Annotated in this window: 23 protein-coding genes (1 of these 23 only partly in view); 21 read left to right on the forward strand and 2 right to left on the reverse strand. The window is 38.6% G+C overall.

Annotated elements, in window-relative coordinates; all coding sequences use genetic code 11:
- Positions 1 to 2: 2 nt before the first annotated feature.
- The 20 genes from rpmD (at position 3) to salA (ending at position 13,102) form a co-directional block, all read left to right on the forward strand.
- Positions 3 to 185 (forward strand): 50S ribosomal protein L30, encoded by a 183-nt coding sequence (rpmD, locus tag NLJ82_RS00760; RefSeq protein WP_001085234.1) that lies wholly within the window; start codon positions 3 to 5, stop codon positions 183 to 185.
- Between the two features lie 33 nt (positions 186 to 218).
- Complete coding sequence (gene rplO, locus NLJ82_RS00765) at positions 219 to 659, forward strand: 50S ribosomal protein L15 (protein ID WP_000766080.1); 441 nt, start codon at positions 219 to 221, stop codon at positions 657 to 659.
- Positions 659 to 1,960: a preprotein translocase subunit SecY gene (gene secY, locus NLJ82_RS00770; RefSeq protein ID WP_000490114.1), complete on the forward strand. Its 1,302-nt coding sequence runs from the start codon at positions 659 to 661 to the stop codon at positions 1,958 to 1,960. Before rplO ends, secY begins: the two co-directional genes overlap by 1 nt.
- A gap of 56 nt (positions 1,961 to 2,016) precedes the next feature.
- Positions 2,017 to 2,667 carry an adenylate kinase gene (locus NLJ82_RS00775; RefSeq protein ID WP_001048996.1) on the forward strand — a complete coding sequence of 217 codons (651 nt, stop codon included), beginning with the start codon at positions 2,017 to 2,019 and terminating at the stop codon, positions 2,665 to 2,667.
- Positions 2,667 to 3,413: a type I methionyl aminopeptidase gene (map, locus tag NLJ82_RS00780; protein WP_000582539.1), complete on the forward strand. Its 747-nt coding sequence runs from the start codon at positions 2,667 to 2,669 to the stop codon at positions 3,411 to 3,413. Before NLJ82_RS00775 ends, map begins: the two co-directional genes overlap by 1 nt.
- 68 nt (positions 3,414 to 3,481) lie before the next feature.
- On the forward strand, positions 3,482 to 3,700 hold the full coding sequence (gene infA, locus NLJ82_RS00785) for a translation initiation factor IF-1 (RefSeq protein WP_001029884.1): 219 nt from the start codon (positions 3,482 to 3,484) through the stop codon (positions 3,698 to 3,700).
- 35 nt (positions 3,701 to 3,735) lie between these two features.
- Positions 3,736 to 3,849 (forward strand): 50S ribosomal protein L36, encoded by a 114-nt coding sequence (gene rpmJ / locus NLJ82_RS00790; RefSeq protein WP_000868344.1) that lies wholly within the window; start codon positions 3,736 to 3,738, stop codon positions 3,847 to 3,849.
- Positions 3,850 to 3,870: 21 nt separating this feature from the next.
- Positions 3,871 to 4,236 carry a 30S ribosomal protein S13 gene (gene rpsM, locus NLJ82_RS00795; RefSeq protein ID WP_000090789.1) on the forward strand — a complete coding sequence of 122 codons (366 nt, stop codon included), beginning with the start codon at positions 3,871 to 3,873 and terminating at the stop codon, positions 4,234 to 4,236.
- A 24-nt stretch (positions 4,237 to 4,260) separates the two neighbouring features.
- Positions 4,261 to 4,650: a 30S ribosomal protein S11 gene (gene rpsK, locus NLJ82_RS00800; RefSeq protein ID WP_000101799.1), complete on the forward strand. Its 390-nt coding sequence runs from the start codon at positions 4,261 to 4,263 to the stop codon at positions 4,648 to 4,650.
- Positions 4,651 to 4,830: 180 nt separating this feature from the next.
- The gene (locus NLJ82_RS00805) at positions 4,831 to 5,775 is read left to right on the forward strand and encodes a DNA-directed RNA polymerase subunit alpha (protein ID WP_000569643.1); all 945 of its coding nucleotides are present in this window, start codon (positions 4,831 to 4,833) and stop codon (positions 5,773 to 5,775) included.
- A 35-nt stretch (positions 5,776 to 5,810) separates the two neighbouring features.
- Positions 5,811 to 6,173, forward strand: a complete 363-nt coding sequence (gene rplQ, locus NLJ82_RS00810) for a 50S ribosomal protein L17 (RefSeq protein ID WP_000331490.1) — start codon at positions 5,811 to 5,813, stop codon at positions 6,171 to 6,173.
- Between the two features lie 103 nt (positions 6,174 to 6,276).
- Entirely contained in the window at positions 6,277 to 7,119 is an 843-nt protein-coding gene (locus tag NLJ82_RS00815) for an energy-coupling factor ABC transporter ATP-binding protein (protein ID WP_000711783.1), read from the forward strand.
- Positions 7,095 to 7,976, forward strand: coding sequence for an energy-coupling factor ABC transporter ATP-binding protein (locus NLJ82_RS00820; RefSeq protein ID WP_000406517.1), 882 nt, complete (start codon positions 7,095 to 7,097; stop codon positions 7,974 to 7,976). The genes NLJ82_RS00815 and NLJ82_RS00820 overlap by 25 nt, the downstream gene beginning before the upstream one ends.
- Positions 7,964 to 8,758: an energy-coupling factor transporter transmembrane component T family protein gene (locus NLJ82_RS00825; RefSeq protein ID WP_001186536.1), complete on the forward strand. Its 795-nt coding sequence runs from the start codon at positions 7,964 to 7,966 to the stop codon at positions 8,756 to 8,758. The genes NLJ82_RS00820 and NLJ82_RS00825 overlap by 13 nt, the downstream gene beginning before the upstream one ends.
- A gap of 14 nt (positions 8,759 to 8,772) precedes the next feature.
- Complete coding sequence (gene truA, locus NLJ82_RS00830) at positions 8,773 to 9,516, forward strand: tRNA pseudouridine(38-40) synthase TruA (protein WP_002163776.1); 744 nt, start codon at positions 8,773 to 8,775, stop codon at positions 9,514 to 9,516.
- A gap of 152 nt (positions 9,517 to 9,668) precedes the next feature.
- Positions 9,669 to 10,106, forward strand: coding sequence for a 50S ribosomal protein L13 (rplM, locus tag NLJ82_RS00835; RefSeq protein WP_001260793.1), 438 nt, complete (start codon positions 9,669 to 9,671; stop codon positions 10,104 to 10,106).
- A 21-nt stretch (positions 10,107 to 10,127) separates the two neighbouring features.
- The gene (rpsI, locus tag NLJ82_RS00840; protein WP_000079986.1) at positions 10,128 to 10,520 is read left to right on the forward strand and encodes a 30S ribosomal protein S9; all 393 of its coding nucleotides are present in this window, start codon (positions 10,128 to 10,130) and stop codon (positions 10,518 to 10,520) included.
- A 161-nt stretch (positions 10,521 to 10,681) separates the two neighbouring features.
- Positions 10,682 to 11,110 (forward strand): YbaK family protein, encoded by a 429-nt coding sequence (locus NLJ82_RS00845; protein ID WP_001101006.1) that lies wholly within the window; start codon positions 10,682 to 10,684, stop codon positions 11,108 to 11,110.
- A 66-nt stretch (positions 11,111 to 11,176) separates the two neighbouring features.
- Entirely contained in the window at positions 11,177 to 11,890 is a 714-nt protein-coding gene (cwlD, locus tag NLJ82_RS00850; protein ID WP_000822435.1) for an N-acetylmuramoyl-L-alanine amidase CwlD, read from the forward strand.
- A 144-nt stretch (positions 11,891 to 12,034) separates the two neighbouring features.
- Entirely contained in the window at positions 12,035 to 13,102 is a 1,068-nt protein-coding gene (salA, locus tag NLJ82_RS00855; protein ID WP_000256607.1) for an iron-sulfur carrier protein/transcriptional regulator SalA, read from the forward strand.
- A 56-nt stretch (positions 13,103 to 13,158) separates the two neighbouring features.
- Here salA and gerD read toward each other — a convergent pair whose 3' ends face one another.
- On the reverse strand, positions 13,159 to 13,776 hold the full coding sequence (gene gerD / locus NLJ82_RS00860; RefSeq protein WP_000827519.1) for a spore germination protein GerD: 618 nt from the start codon (positions 13,774 to 13,776) through the stop codon (positions 13,159 to 13,161).
- A gap of 139 nt (positions 13,777 to 13,915) precedes the next feature.
- On the opposite strand from gerD, the gene kbaA reads away from it, so the two are divergent.
- Entirely contained in the window at positions 13,916 to 14,527 is a 612-nt protein-coding gene (gene kbaA / locus NLJ82_RS00865) for a KinB signaling pathway activation protein KbaA (protein WP_001088516.1), read from the forward strand.
- Between the two features lie 104 nt (positions 14,528 to 14,631).
- Here the strand turns inward: kbaA and pdaB are convergent, their stop codons facing one another.
- Positions 14,632 to 15,162, reverse strand: partial view of a polysaccharide deacetylase family sporulation protein PdaB gene (gene pdaB / locus NLJ82_RS00870; protein ID WP_000464713.1) — the 3' portion only. It continues 234 nt past the right edge of the window; only the last 531 of its 765 coding nucleotides appear in the window; the start codon falls outside the window, past its right edge — the gene reads right to left on this strand; the stop codon is at positions 14,632 to 14,634.

The following is a 15,162-nucleotide window of genomic DNA, read 5'->3' on the forward strand; positions in this document are numbered from 1 at the left end:
AAATGGCGAAAAAGTTAGAAATTACCCTCACTCGTAGTGTAATTGGTCGTCCACAAGATCAACGTGCGACGGTAGAAGCTTTAGGTCTTAAAAAGTTGAATTCAACTGTAGTTAAGGAAGAAACTCCTGCTATTCTTGGTATGATCAACAAAGTTTCTCACCTTGTAACTGTAAAAGAAGCTTAAGGATAACTCATTAATATAAGGAGGTGCCTGGGAATGAAACTTCATGAATTAAAACCTGCAGAAGGTTCTCGTAAAGTACGTAACCGTGTCGGTCGTGGTATCGGTTCTGGTAACGGTAAAACTGCTGGTAAAGGTCATAAAGGACAAAACGCACGTTCTGGCGGCGGTGTTCGTCTTGGCTTCGAAGGTGGTCAAACTCCATTATTCCGTCGTTTACCAAAACGCGGCTTCACAAACATTAACCGTAAAGAGTTTGCTATTGTAAACTTATCAACGTTAAATCGTTTTGAAGATGGTACAGAAGTAACACCTGAATTATTGCTGGAAACTGGCGTTATCAGCAAATTAAACGACGGTGTTAAAATTCTTGCAAGCGGCGCAGTAGAGAAAAAACTAACTGTTAAAGCGCACAAGTTCTCTTCAAGTGCTAAAGAAGCAATTGAAGCAGCTGGCGGATCAGTTGAGGTGATCTAATGTTTCGTACAATCTCCAACTTTATGCGCGTTGCTGAGATAAGACGTAAAATATTATTCACTTTAGCGATGTTAATCGTATTCAGGATTGGCACGTTTATCCCCGTGCCATTTACAAATGGAGACGTACTGAAGGCACAAGATCAATTAAATGCTTTAGGTATTCTAAATACATTTGGCGGTGGAGCCTTGAAAAACTTCTCCATCTTTGCGATGGGAATCATGCCGTATATTACAGCATCCATCATCGTGCAATTATTGCAGATGGATGTTGTTCCTAAATTTTCGGAATGGGCGAAGCAAGGTGAAATGGGCCGTCGTAAATTAACGCAATTCACGCGTTATTTTACAATTGTTCTTGCGTTTATTCAGGGGTTTGGTATGTCAATCGGTTTTAACGGTATGGTAGGTGGACAATTAATTTTGAATCCTGGTTGGAGCACTTATTTATACATTGCTACGGTACTGACTGCTGGTACTGCATTTTTAATGTGGTTAGGTGAACAGATTACAGCTAAAGGTGTAGGTAATGGTATTTCCATCCTAATCTTTGGTGGTATTGCCGCAGCGATCCCAAGTGTTATATCTCAAGTGTATCAGCAACAGTTTCAAAATATCGGAGATCAATTGTTCATGAGTATCGTTAAAGTTGCATTGATTTTACTAGCTGTGTTAGCAGTTATTGTGGGTGTTATTTTCATTCAACAGGCTGTTAGAAAGATCCCAATTCAATATGCGAAGCGTGTAACAGGAGGAAATGGTGGTTATGCTGGAGCACAAAACACACATTTACCGCTTAAGGTAAATAGTGCTGGTGTTATTCCAGTAATTTTTGCTGTTTCATTCTTAATTACTCCTCCGACTATTGCGCAGTTCTTCCCGAAACATGATGTATCGCAGTGGATTATTGCAAACTTTAACTATTCTCACCCAGTGGGAATGATCATATATGTTGCGCTCATTGTAGCCTTCACATATTTCTATGCGTTTGTTCAGGTTAATCCAGAGCAAATGTCAGAGAATCTAAACAAACAAGGTGGATATGTTCCAGGTATTCGTCCGGGTAAGAATACAGAACAATATCTAACAAAAATCTTGTATCGTTTGACCTTTGTAGGATCAATTTTCCTAGCAGCGATTGCAATCTTACCAGTTATCTTTACGAAGCTGGGAAATCTTCCTCCATCTGCACAGATCGGTGGAACGAGTATGTTAATCGTTGTCGGCGTTGCTTTAGAAACAATGAAGCAACTAGAAAGCCAACTGGTAAAACGCCATTACAAAGGGTTTATCAAGCAGTGAGTAAGTGGGAAGTATTGTCTTCCCTACATGCTCATGTACTCTGAGGGGGAACAAGGATGAACTTAATTTTAATGGGGCTTCCTGGTGCTGGTAAAGGTACACAAGCCGAACAGATTGTTGCCAAGTATAACATCCCTCACATCTCAACAGGAGATATGTTCCGTGCAGCTATGAAGGCTGAAACTGAAATGGGTTTACAAGCAAAATCCTTTATTGATAAAGGTGCACTTGTTCCAGATGAAGTTACAATCGGAATCGTTCGTGAACGTTTAAGTCAAGAAGACTGCGTAAGAGGCTTCTTATTAGACGGTTTCCCACGAACTGTTGCACAAGCATCAGCTCTTGAAGAGATTATGAAAGATCTTGGCAAAAAAATCGACTATGTTTTAAACATTAATGTGGATTCAGGATTGTTATTAAAACGCCTTACAGGCCGTCGCATTTGTAAAGAGTGCGGTGCGACTTACCACTTAGAATTCAATCCGCCAGCAAAAGCTGACGTGTGCGATAAATGTGGTGGCGAGTTATATCAACGCTCTGATGACAATGAAGAAACTGTAGCAAATCGCTTAGATGTAAATATTAAGCAAACTAAACCTTTGCTTGATTTCTACGAGGAGCTTGGTTACTTACAAAGCATTAATGGTGAGCAAGATATCAATAAAGTATTTGCTGATATCGATGTTCTCATCGGAGGCTTAGCGTAATGATAATCTGCAAAACTCCTCGCGAGATAGAAATCATGCGAGAAGCGGGCAGGATCGTTGCTTTGACTCATCAAGAGTTAAAACAGCACATTACTCCAGGAATTACAACGAAAGAGCTCGATCAAATAGCGGAAAAGACGATTCAAAAATATGGTGCTACGCCATCTTTTAAAGGATACAACGGATTTCCGGGGAGCATATGTGCTTCTGTAAATGAAGAGCTTGTACACGGAATTCCAGGGAAGCGCAAGCTCAAAGAGGGCGATATCATCAGTATCGATATTGGTGCGAAATACAATGGGTACCATGGAGATTCTGCATGGACGTATCCAGTTGGAAACATTTCTGAATCTGTTCAAAAGCTACTTGATGTCACAGAAAAATCGTTGTATCTTGGTCTAGAACAAGTAAAACCAGGCGAGAGATTATCAAATATCTCACATGCGGTTCAAACCCATGCTGAAGAGAATGGATTCTCGATCGTTAGGGAGTATGTTGGTCACGGAATCGGGCAAGACTTACATGAGGACCCTCAAATCCCGCACTATGGTCCACCAAATAGAGGCCCTAGATTAAAGCCGGGAATGGTCATCTGTGTTGAGCCGATGGTGAATCAAGGAAGACGATATGTAAAAACACTATCTGATGACTGGACAGTGGTAACGGTAGATGGTAAATGGTGTGCCCATTTTGAGCACACGATTGCTCTTACAGAAGCAGGATACGAAATCCTTACCACTTTATAAGTAGCTGGCTCTCCGGGATTTCAGAGCAGTGTAAAATGTTACTGATTTGAAGAAGGGAGAACTATTGAATGGCTAAAGATGATGTAATTGAAGTCGAAGGTACCGTTCTTGAAACGTTGCCAAATGCTATGTTCAAAGTAGAATTAGAGAATGGGCATGTCGTATTGGCTCACGTTTCTGGTAAAATCCGTATGAACTTCATTCGTATTTTACCAGGAGACAAAGTTACGGTAGAATTATCTCCGTACGATTTAAATCGTGGTCGTATTACGTACCGTTTTAAATAATATAGCACTCCGTAATCTTTAAGGAGGTTCGAGACATGAAAGTAAGACCGTCAGTTAAACCAATCTGCGAAAAATGTAAAGTTATTCGTAGACGTGGAAAAGTAATGGTTATTTGTGAAAACCCTAAACATAAACAAAAACAAGGTTAATCAGAAGGAGGTGCATTCGGAATGGCACGTATCGCAGGTGTAGATATTCCTCGTGACAAACGCGTTGTTATTTCTTTAACTTACGTATTCGGCATTGGTCGCACAACTGCTGAAAAAATTCTTGCTGAAGCTGGTGTTTCTGAAGAAACACGAGTTCGTGATTTAACGGAAGACGAATTAGGACGTATCCGTGATATCATCGATCGTATTAAAGTTGAGGGAGACCTTCGTCGTGAAGTATCTCTTAACATCAAACGTCTAATGGAGATCGGTTCTTACCGTGGTCTTCGTCACCGTCGTGGTTTACCAGTTCGTGGTCAAAACTCTAAAAACAATGCTCGTACACGTAAAGGTCCACGTCGTACAGTAGCAAATAAAAAGAAATAATAAGTAAAGGAGGTTGAACTAACAATGGCACGTAAAACAAACACTCGTAAAAAACGTGTGAAAAAGAATATTGAAGCTGGTGTAGCTCATATTCGTTCTACTTTCAACAACACAATCGTAACACTTACAGATACTCACGGTAACGCGCTTTCTTGGTCTAGTGCTGGTGCACTTGGTTTCCGTGGATCTCGTAAATCTACTCCATTCGCTGCGCAAATGGCTGCTGAAACTGCTGCTAAAGCTGCAATGGAGCACGGTTTAAAAACTTTAGAGGTTACTGTTAAAGGTCCTGGTGCTGGTCGTGAAGCTGCAATTCGTGCTCTTCAAGCTGCAGGTCTAGAAGTAACAGCAATTAGAGATGTTACTCCAGTTCCTCATAATGGATGTCGTCCACCAAAACGTCGTCGTGTGTAATTTTTCTGTATAGAATTTTCCCTTTTGTCTATAATGGATATGATGCATTATCGAGAAATTTCGTACAGAAACATCGCTTGTTGTGCACAATCGGGAACTGCCTAAGGGGGACTTTCGGTTAGACAGGGGTTATACCTTTGTTTAACCGGGGTTTCGACGTTTTGAAGGAGGGTTTAGTTAATGATTGAAATCGAAAAGCCGAAAATCGAAACGGTTGAACTTAACGAAGATGCTAAATATGGTAAATTCGTAATTGAACCGCTTGAGCGTGGATATGGTACTACGTTGGGTAACTCCTTACGTCGTATTCTTTTATCTTCACTCCCTGGTGCCGCTGTTACTGCTATCCAAATCGATGGCGTATTACATGAATTTTCAACAGTTGAGGGCGTAGTAGAAGACGTTACAACGATCATCTTAAACTTGAAAAAGTTAGCTCTTAAAATCTACTCTGAAGAAGAGAAGACGTTGGAAATTGATGTGCAGGGCGAAGGTATTGTCACAGCTGCTGATATTACTCACGATAGTGATGTAGAAATCTTAAATCCAGATTTACACATTGCAACGTTAGCAAAAGATGCGCATTTCCGCGTGCGTTTAACTGCAAAGCGTGGCCGTGGGTATACGCCAGCTGATGCAAATAAAAGCGAAGATCAACCAATAGGAGTAATTCCTATTGATTCTATTTATACTCCAGTATCACGTGTGACTTACCAAGTGGAAAAGACACGTGTCGGACAAGTGGCTAATTATGATAAGCTTACGCTTGATGTATGGACGGATGGAAGCATCGGGCCAAAAGAAGCTATCTCTTTAGGTGCCAAAATCTTAACTGAGCATTTAAATATCTTTGTTGGTTTAACTGATGAAGCACAAAATGCTGAGATTATGGTCGAGAAGGAAGAAGATCAAAAAGAGAAAGTTCTTGAGATGACTATCGAAGAACTAGACCTTTCTGTTCGTTCTTATAATTGCCTAAAACGTGCAGGAATTAATACTGTACAAGAGCTTGCGAACAAAACAGAAGAAGATATGATGAAAGTTCGTAACTTAGGACGTAAATCCTTAGAAGAAGTTAAACATAAACTTGAGGAATTAGGTTTAGGTTTACGTAAAGACGACTGAGGATTTAAACCCATCAACAAAGGAGGGAACTACGAATGGCATACAGAAAATTAGGCCGTACAAGTGCGCAACGTAAAGCTATGTTACGTGACTTAGCTACTGATTTAATTATCAACGAGCGCATCCAAACGACAGAAACTCGTGCAAAAGAACTTCGTTCTGTAGTGGAAAAAATGATCACTTTAGGTAAACGCGGAGATCTTCATGCTCGTCGTCAAGCAGCAGCTTTCATTCGCAATGAAGTAGCTAACGCTGAGACTGGTCAAGATGCACTTCAAAAACTATTCGCTGATGTAGCTCCACGCTATGCTGAGCGCCAAGGCGGATACACTCGTATTGCAAAAATTGGTCCACGTCGCGGAGACGCAGCACCAATGGTAATTATCGAGTTAGTATAATGATAATTAAAAGGGCAGGACAGTTCTTTTCAAGAAACTGGTCATGGCCCTTTTTTTTAAATATAAAAATAGGCTTACTTGGCGAAGGAAAGGGTGCCTTGTATTGAAAAAAGAGAAACTTCGGACAGAAAATATATCATTTCAATATCCTGGTGCAGCCACTTATGCATTAAAAGATGTTTCATTCTCCTTATATGAAGGAGAATGGGTATCTGTTATTGGACAAAACGGTTCTGGGAAGTCTACACTTGCAAAATTATTGAATGGTTTGTTTTTGCCGGAAGCAGGGACAATTACAGTAAATGATACAATGGTTTTGTCAGAGGAAACGGTATGGGATGTTCGAAAACAAATTGGGATGGTATTTCAAAATCCAGATAATCAATTTGTTGGAACGACAGTGCAAGATGACGTTGTCTTTGGTTTAGAGAATATCGGAATGCCAAGAGAGCAAATGGTAGAAAGATTAGATCAGGCCTTACGACTAGTCCGTATGGAAGATTTTCTTAATGATGAGCCACATTCGTTATCTGGTGGGCAAAAGCAGCGAGTAGCAATAGCAGGCGTTTTAGCACTTCAACCGTCTATTTTGATATTAGATGAAGCAACGTCAATGCTAGACCCTCAAGGGAGACGTGAAGTGGTAGAAACGGTTAGACAACTTGTTAATGAAAAAGGTATTACCGTGTTATCAATTACGCACGATTTAGAAGAAGCGGCACAGTCAGACCGTGTCATTATTTTAAATAAGGGAGAGATATTAGAGGAAGGGACTCCAGAACAAATTTTCAAGTCCTCTCATATGCTCCAAGAAATTGGATTAGATGTACCATTTTCAGTGAAAATAGCAGAATTATTAAAAAGAAATGAAATTCTCTTGCAAAATACGCATCTTACAATGGAAAGCTTGGTGAACGAACTTTGGAGATTACATTCCAAAAAGTAGAACATCGTTATCAATATAAAACTCCATTTGAAAGACGCGCACTTTATGATGTAGACGTGTCGTTTCCAAGTGGGGGCTATTATGCCATTATCGGTCATACTGGTTCAGGTAAGTCGACGATGATTCAACATTTAAATGGTTTATTGCAGCCGACAAATGGCACAGTTCAAATCGGTGAACATTTCATTTCGGCAGGAAAGAAAGAAAAAAAGCTAAAGCCACTACGTAAAAAGGTAGGGGTTGTCTTTCAATTCCCAGAACATCAGTTATTTGAAGAGACTGTGGAGAAAGATATTTGTTTCGGACCTACTAATTTTGGGGTATCGGAAGAAGAAGCGAAGCAAAAGGCAAGAGAAGCAATTGAACTTGTAGGGTTAGAACCAGAACTGTTAACGCGTTCACCATTTGAGTTAAGTGGTGGGCAAATGAGGCGTGTTGCGATAGCAGGCGTATTAGCGATGGAACCCGAAGTGCTTGTATTAGATGAACCTACAGCAGGACTAGACCCAAAAGGGCAAAATGAACTTATGGAGATGTTTTATAAGCTACATAAGGAGAAAGGCCTTACAGTTATCCTTGTAACGCATAATATGGAGGATGCTGCTAAATATGCCGAGCAGATTGTAGTCATGCATAAAGGAACGGTCTTTTTGCAAGGAAGTGCAGAGGAAGTATTTTCACATGCTGATGAACTAGAGAAAATTGGTGTGGATCTTCCTATGTCTTTAAAGTATAAACGTGCAATTGAAGAGAAGTTTGGCATTTCAATCCCAAAGGCTACCTTATCTTTAGAGGATCTTACTCATGAAGTTGTGCAGGTGTTACGAAAAGGTGGTCATGAATCATGCAGCAGTTGATTATTGGAAGATATATTCCAGGGAATTCTCTTATTCATCAACTTGATCCACGTACGAAGCTGCTGATTGTCTTTTTATATGTATTTGTTGTTTTCTTAGCAAATAATGCGATTTCATATGGATTTTTATTTTTATATGCACTCATTGCTTTATTTTTTGCAAAAGTGCCGATTCGTTATGTACTTTCGGGCTTAAAACCAATTCTATGGATTTTTCTTTTTACATTTTTCCTGCATATTTTAACAAATAAAGAAGGGGAAGTATTATTCCAGCTTGGTTGGTTTTCGATACATGAAAAAGGATTAGAGCAAGGAATATACATTTCTATACGATTCTTCGTTATTATTTTAATGACGACATTATTAACGTTAACGACGACACCTATTGAGATTACAGATGGTTTGGAGACGTTATTAAAGCCGTTGAAGCGTATAAAAGTTCCTGTTCATGAAATCGCATTAATGATGTCAATTTCTCTTCGTTTTATCCCGACATTAATGGATGAAACGAGTAAAATAATGAAGGCACAATCGTCACGTGGTATTGATTTTGCAGGGGGACCGATAAAGGATAGGATGAAAGCTATCATTTCACTACTCGTTCCTCTATTTATCAGTGCTTTTAAGCGTGCAGAGGACTTAGCAATTGCTATGGAAGCCCGTGGATATCAAAGTGGCGAAGGACGTACTAAATTTAGGCAACTACGCTGGAAAACAAGCGATACAGTAACGATTATAAGCTTACTTTGTTTAGCTTGTATTTTGGCATGGGTGCGATCGTAATGGAGAATAAAGAAATGGATAGAATAAAATGTACGGTTGCATATGATGGCATGCATTTTTGTGGTTATCAAATTCAACCGCAGCATCGTACTGTTCAACAAGAGATAGAGAAAGCTTTGCAGAAATTGCATAAAGGGGAACTTGTTCGTGTTCAGGCATCGGGCAGAACGGATTCTACCGTTCATGCTAAAGGACAAGTGATACACTTTGATACACCGTTGTCTCTTGAAGAGTGGCAATGGAGCAATGCATTAAACACTATGTTACCAGATGATATTGTTATCACACAGGTAGAGAAAAAAACAGAAGAATTTCACGCACGTTACGGTGTCGAGAGAAAAGAATATCGTTATCGTGTATTATTATCAAAGACTGCGGATGTATTCCGTAGAAATTACGTATATCAATATCCATATCCGCTCGAAATAAATGCTATAAGAAAAGCGATCCCTTATTTTATTGGAACGCATGATTTCACTTCTTTTTGTTCGGCAAAAACTGACAAAAAAGATAAAGTGAGAACAATTTATGAAATCGAGCTAATTGAGCAGGACGACGAATTAATTTTTCGTTTTGTAGGTAATGGATTTTTATATAATATGGTCAGGATTATTGTTGGTACGTTACTGAGCGTAGGGCAAGGAAAGCTTGATCCGGATAGCATTCCAGAGATTTTAGCGAAACAAAATCGTCAGTTTGCTGGAAAGATGGCTCCTGGTCATGGGCTTTATTTATGGCAGGTAAACTATAACAACTAATCCTGGTGTAACATTTGCTTGACATTAGAAACTCAAAAGTATATCATAACATATGGTATTGTTTCTAAAACCACGATTAGCCCCGGAAGGAAATCGTGTTTAAGATAAACAATAGATTTTTTCTATGGAAAAGATAACGAGGAGGGAAACACATGCGTACGACTTTTATGGCAAAAGCTAACGAAGTTGAGCGTAAATGGTATGTGGTTGATGCTGAAGGTCAAACTTTAGGTCGCCTTGCTAGTGAAGTAGCATCCATTTTACGTGGTAAAAACAAACCTACATTTACACCACACGTTGACACGGGTGATCATGTAATTATTATTAACGCTGAGAAAATTCATTTAACAGGTAATAAATTAAACGATAAAATTTACTACCGTCACACTAACCACCCAGGTGGACTTAAACAAAGAACAGCTCTTGAAATGCGTACAAACTACCCTGTACAAATGTTAGAGCTTGCAATTAAAGGCATGCTTCCAAAAGGACGCTTAGGCCGTCAAGTTTCTAAGAAACTAAACGTGTATGCTGGAGCAGAGCATCCACACCAAGCACAAAAACCAGAAGTTTACGAACTTCGCGGATAATCAATTAAAGGAGGGCTTACTTTGGCACAGGTTCAATACTATGGCACTGGACGTCGTAAGAGTTCAGTAGCGCGCGTACGCCTAGTTCCAGGCGAAGGACGCGTTATCATTAACGGTCGTGATTTTGAAAACTATATCCCATTTGCTGCATTACGTGAAGTAGTGAAACAACCTCTAGTTGCAACAGAAACTTTAGGTAACTACGATGTACTTGTAAACGTAAATGGTGGTGGATACACTGGTCAAGCTGGTGCTATTCGTCACGGTATTTCTCGCGCTTTATTAAAAGCTGATCCAGAATACCGTCTAACACTAAAACGTGCAGGTCTATTAACTCGTGACGCACGTATGAAAGAGCGTAAAAAATACGGTCTTAAAGGCGCACGTCGTGCACCTCAGTTCTCAAAACGTTAATTTTTGCGAACTACAAACCCCAACCATTTTGGTTGGGGTTTTTTATGTTTCATTCCTCTTTTGAAATTTTTGTAGTTTGGAATATTTTAGTGCTATCCTCTCGCGTATGCTTCTTCTTTAGAAGTTTAGACTAATACGTATTAGGGAGGTTTATAAGTACTATGAATGTCATTGTCAGCTTACAAGAAAAACAAAAAGAAAAGCAGTTGAAATATGAGCGGAAGATGCTGCGGGAATTATCATTAAAAACATTACGTTCAAATATTAGAGATGCCTTTCAGATGCAGGAACTTCATCGTCAGTATGAAGATTACTGCATTGAATTAGGGATAGAATCGTATTTATTAGGAGCGAGATATAGCAAATTTGGTTATTATGGCGAATCGTTCTTTGATGTGAAATATAGGGCCTTAGAAGAAGAGCAACAATTAACGGAAACACTATTTCAATTTTTAACGAGCATGACTATGCGGGAGATTAAGTTACAAGATGAGGAATTACTTTTTGAATCTTGCCAGCAGTTTATCGGCTTATGGTGGCAGGAAGGATATGAAAAAGGTGAAAGAAGATATCGATTAAAGCTTCATTAAGACAAGCATAAACTTTCCTCTTGTCCCATATAAGTAATTAGAGGGACTAGCTGGAGGAGGAAAGGTATGAAGAGAATTCGAATTATCTCTTTTGCACTCGCTGCGGTTATTTTGTTTTTTTTAGTCAAACAAGAATTTCAAATTACAAAATCGTGGCGAGCTTGGAATTTACCCTTATCAGGGAAAGTAATCGTATTAGATGCTGGGCATGGTGGACCAGACGGAGGGGCTGTTGGTGGCAAGGATATTGTAGAAAAAGATATTACGCTTGAGATTACAAAGAAGGTGCAAGATTATTTACAAGAGCAAGGTGCACTAGTTATTTTAACGCGTGAGGGAGATTATGATTTAGCCCAGAAAGATACAAAGTCATATAGTAGACGTAAAGCAGAAGATTTAAAAAAACGTGTAGAGATTATTAATAAACCCGATGTAGATTTTTTTGCAAGTATCCATTTAAATGCTTTAACTAGTAGTGGATCAAAAGGCGCACAAACGTTCTATTACCGTTCTTCAATTGAAAATGAACGTGCTGCGAAATTTATACAAGCTGAGTTGAGAACGAGTTTAGAGAATACAAATCGTTCTGCTAAAACAATTTCTCATGTGTATTTATTAAAGTATGCGAAAAACCCAGGTGCTTTAATTGAAGCTGGCTTTTTATCGAATGTAAATGAAAGGTATATGTTAAATTCGGAGAAATATCAGCAAAAGGTAGCAGCTGCTGTATATCGTGGTATATTACGTTATTTCACGGAAAAAGGAAATCCTCCAGAATAAGGAGGATTTTTTTGCGTTTCTCTCGTTAACGAAGTTTTCCGAAAATATGTTATACTGGAAATGTAAACGCATTTATTTCAAAAGTAAAGAGAGATATATTTAATTAACATTATGTTATTTTTCATACAGGGGGCTGGGCTAATTATGGTAACGAAAGAGCAAGTAGTGGAAGCGTTAGAAGGGATTGTAGATCCGTTTTTACATAAAACGTTAAAAGAAACAGGGGCAATTAAAGAGGTAACAGTCAAGCCTGAGAAGGAACATGTAAGTGTTAAAATTGCAATCGTAAAAACTGGTACCGCGGAACAAATGCAATTGCAATCTGGAATTGTAAAGTTAGTAAAAGAACTAGGAGCAGCAACAGTAGGGCTTCGCTTTGCAGAATTTACAGAAGAGGAATTAGCTCAGTTTGCACCAGAACAAGAAGAAGAGCAAACTGAATCTTTATTGTCACCAAATTCGAAAACGACATTTTTAGCAGTGGCGAGTGGAAAAGGTGGAGTAGGGAAATCAACAGTTTCTGTTAACCTTGCTATTGCTTTAGCTCGTCTAGGGAAAAAAGTTGGTATCATTGATGCTGATATTTATGGTTTTAGCGTACCTGATATGATGGGGATAGAAAAACGCCCTGTAGTAAGAGGAGATAAAATCATTCCAGTGGAGCGTCTAGGTGTAAAGGTAATCTCAATGGGATTCTTTGTAGAAGATAATGCACCGGTCATTTGGAGAGGGCCTATGCTCGGGAAAATGTTAAATCACTTCTTTACGGAAGTAGAGTGGGGCGATTTAGATTATTTAGTTTTAGATTTACCACCAGGTACAGGTGATGTTGCGCTAGACTTACATTCGATGTTGCCGGCTTGTAAAGAGATTATTGTCACAACACCGCATCCAACAGCGGCATTTGTAGCAGCACGTGCTGGAGCAATGGCTTTACGTACAGAACATAGTATTCTTGGTGTTGTTGAAAATATGGCTTATTTTGAAAGTAAAACAACTGGCGAAAAAGAATATGTGTTTGGAAGAGGTGGTGGAGATAAATTAGCTACAGAACTTCAAACAGAAGTACTTGGCCGAATCCCGCTTCAACAACCTGATTGGAATAAAGAAGATTTTGCGCCGTCAGTATATGAAGATACGCATACGACAGGTCTTATTTATCGCACAATAGCTGAAGCGGTAATTGATAAAACAACTGTTGCGCAAAAATAAAATAATAATGAGTGGATGATACATGTATTGTCCACTCATTATTATCGTTATTATTTTTACTGCTGTTCCTTTTTACCTTCTTGGGAACCACCTTCACCGCCGGCTTCCTTTTTATCAGAACCACTTTTTTCGGCTTTTTGGACACCTTTACTAATAATATCAATCATCTTAGCTTGGAAGAGTGGGCTTTCAGCAGTTTCTGTTAATACTTGTTGTAAATATTGACGGTATTCTTTGCTCTTCATTGTTTGTAACATCATTTTTTCTACTTCAGGGTTTTTCATAATTTCTATAACGCCTGCTTGGTATTCAGGGTCTTTTAGTAATGTTTTCATTAAGGCTGTTTGTTCTTTTCCCATACTTTTAGCGAATTTCGATGAGAACTCAGGGTCTTTAAAGAGCTTTTCCCAGAATTGTTGCCCTTTATCGGATACCATTGCATCTTCAATCGTTTTTTTTACTACTGTTTCATCTAGTATGAGTGCTTGTTTCATTTTTTCATCAGTTAACACATCTTGAATGGCTTTCTTACCTTGATCGGTTTTTAAAATATCAACAATCATTTTCTTCGTTTGATCATAATCAAGTTCGGACTTTGCTTCTTTTTCTTGTGCACATGCTACAAGTACAAGAAATAGAAAAGAAGAAGTCAAAACGAGCAGCATCCGTTTCATAAGTTGGAACTCCTTTCAGCACAGTTCTCTCTTTTTAATATAAATATCTTTAAGGAATTTATACATGAACATGGCTAGCTTTTTGAAATTGTCATTGATACAATTTAATTAGAAATATAAGGATAATGGGGGATGTGTTGTGAATAGCCGCAAGTGGGTTCGACTATTTTTTACGACGTTGTTTCTTGGTGGGGTTAGTACAGTCATTATTGGATTTGTTTTAGAGTGGGACAAGTACGCGAAATTTTTTCAAAATTTCGACGGAAAGGAAATTTTGGCAGTTTCCTTCTGGTTGATGGGTGTAGGATTTATTTTTAGTGTGATAAGTCAAATGGGGTTCTTTGCCTATTTAACAATCCATCGTTTTGGATTAGGGATGTTCAGGTCACCTTCTTTATGGAATATAGTCCAGCTCTTCTTCATTGCATTCGTTTTATTTGATTTTGTGTATTTAAGATCGGTATTGATTGCAAATGGGGAAATTTCATTAGGGAATAACATACTTGTTGCTGGTGTGTTATTTATGTTTGGTGCCATCGTTGCTTATATAAAAAGTAAGGAAACGAATAAAAAGGCATTTGTGCCAGCTTTGTTCTTTATGGTGGTTGTAACAATTCTTGAGTGGGTACCAGCACTTCGAATTAATGATACAGATTGGTTATATTTAATGGTGATACCACTTTTATTATGTAATGCATATCAGTTACTTATATTACATCGTTTAATTGGAAAGACGAGTAAGTCGGCCTAATTAAGAGAGTTTTTACGCAGGGTAGTTGTACGAATGAAAATATCGGGATAAAAAAAGCTCTATTACCTGAACGAAAGGTAGTAGAGCTTTTTATGTGTAAAAAATTATTGGACATCTTTACTTTTCGTACTTGTGTTGGAAATAAGTTGTGATACGGATATTTGCTCATAGCCGTCACTCTTTAATTTCTGTAGAAGCAGTGGTAAAGCTTTATTTGTTTGAAGAGCAGAATCGGATGCATGTAATAAGACGATATCTCCACCTTTTAAATTATTAGAGACGGTGGAAACAATATTGTTTACGCCAGGGTTTTTCCAATCGTTTGAGTTATTACTCCAATGAACGACAGTGTATCCGAGTGATTCTGCTATTTTAAGTGTTGCCTTGTTAAAGTCTCCACTAGGTGGACGCAATAGTTTAATTTGTTTCACACCGAGTTTTGTAAAAACATCTTGTGCTCGCAGAAGATCTCTTCGTATTTCATTTGCCTCTAGAGAAGTGTAGGACGTGTAATTATAACCCATACTACCGATTTCATGTCCATCTTTTATGATGCGTTCAACAACATCAGGGTGTCTTTCTGCCCATGCAGCAGAAAGGAAGAAGGTTGCATTCTTAATATCTCTTTCTTTAAG

The sequence above is a fragment of the Bacillus paranthracis genome, from assembly GCF_024296885.1.
Classification (GTDB): Bacteria; Bacillota; Bacilli; order Bacillales; family Bacillaceae_G; genus Bacillus_A; species Bacillus_A paranthracis.

What these genes read in the sequence shown, in the direction of transcription:
- secY (WP_000490114.1), top strand. Translation starts at nt 659, where the DNA reads ATGTTTCGTACAATCTCCAACTTTATGCGCGTTGCTGAGATAAGACGT.
- gerD (WP_000827519.1), bottom strand. Translation starts at nt 13,776, where the DNA reads ATGAAACGGATGCTGCTCGTTTTGACTTCTTCTTTTCTATTTCTTGTA.
- rpsK (WP_000101799.1), top strand. Translation starts at nt 4,261, where the DNA reads ATGGCACGTAAAACAAACACTCGTAAAAAACGTGTGAAAAAGAATATT.
- rplO (WP_000766080.1), top strand. Translation starts at nt 219, where the DNA reads ATGAAACTTCATGAATTAAAACCTGCAGAAGGTTCTCGTAAAGTACGT.
- rpmJ (WP_000868344.1), top strand. Translation starts at nt 3,736, where the DNA reads ATGAAAGTAAGACCGTCAGTTAAACCAATCTGCGAAAAATGTAAAGTT.
- truA (WP_002163776.1), top strand. Translation starts at nt 8,773, where the DNA reads ATGGATAGAATAAAATGTACGGTTGCATATGATGGCATGCATTTTTGT.
- infA (WP_001029884.1), top strand. Translation starts at nt 3,482, where the DNA reads ATGGCTAAAGATGATGTAATTGAAGTCGAAGGTACCGTTCTTGAAACG.
- cwlD (WP_000822435.1), top strand. Translation starts at nt 11,177, where the DNA reads ATGAAGAGAATTCGAATTATCTCTTTTGCACTCGCTGCGGTTATTTTG.
- NLJ82_RS00825 (WP_001186536.1), top strand. Translation starts at nt 7,964, where the DNA reads ATGCAGCAGTTGATTATTGGAAGATATATTCCAGGGAATTCTCTTATT.
- NLJ82_RS00775 (WP_001048996.1), top strand. Translation starts at nt 2,017, where the DNA reads ATGAACTTAATTTTAATGGGGCTTCCTGGTGCTGGTAAAGGTACACAA.
- NLJ82_RS00805 (WP_000569643.1), top strand. Translation starts at nt 4,831, where the DNA reads ATGATTGAAATCGAAAAGCCGAAAATCGAAACGGTTGAACTTAACGAA.
- salA (WP_000256607.1), top strand. Translation starts at nt 12,035, where the DNA reads ATGGTAACGAAAGAGCAAGTAGTGGAAGCGTTAGAAGGGATTGTAGAT.
- rplM (WP_001260793.1), top strand. Translation starts at nt 9,669, where the DNA reads ATGCGTACGACTTTTATGGCAAAAGCTAACGAAGTTGAGCGTAAATGG.
- map (WP_000582539.1), top strand. Translation starts at nt 2,667, where the DNA reads ATGATAATCTGCAAAACTCCTCGCGAGATAGAAATCATGCGAGAAGCG.
- rpsM (WP_000090789.1), top strand. Translation starts at nt 3,871, where the DNA reads ATGGCACGTATCGCAGGTGTAGATATTCCTCGTGACAAACGCGTTGTT.
- rplQ (WP_000331490.1), top strand. Translation starts at nt 5,811, where the DNA reads ATGGCATACAGAAAATTAGGCCGTACAAGTGCGCAACGTAAAGCTATG.
- NLJ82_RS00845 (WP_001101006.1), top strand. Translation starts at nt 10,682, where the DNA reads ATGAATGTCATTGTCAGCTTACAAGAAAAACAAAAAGAAAAGCAGTTG.
- rpmD (WP_001085234.1), top strand. Translation starts at nt 3, where the DNA reads ATGGCGAAAAAGTTAGAAATTACCCTCACTCGTAGTGTAATTGGTCGT.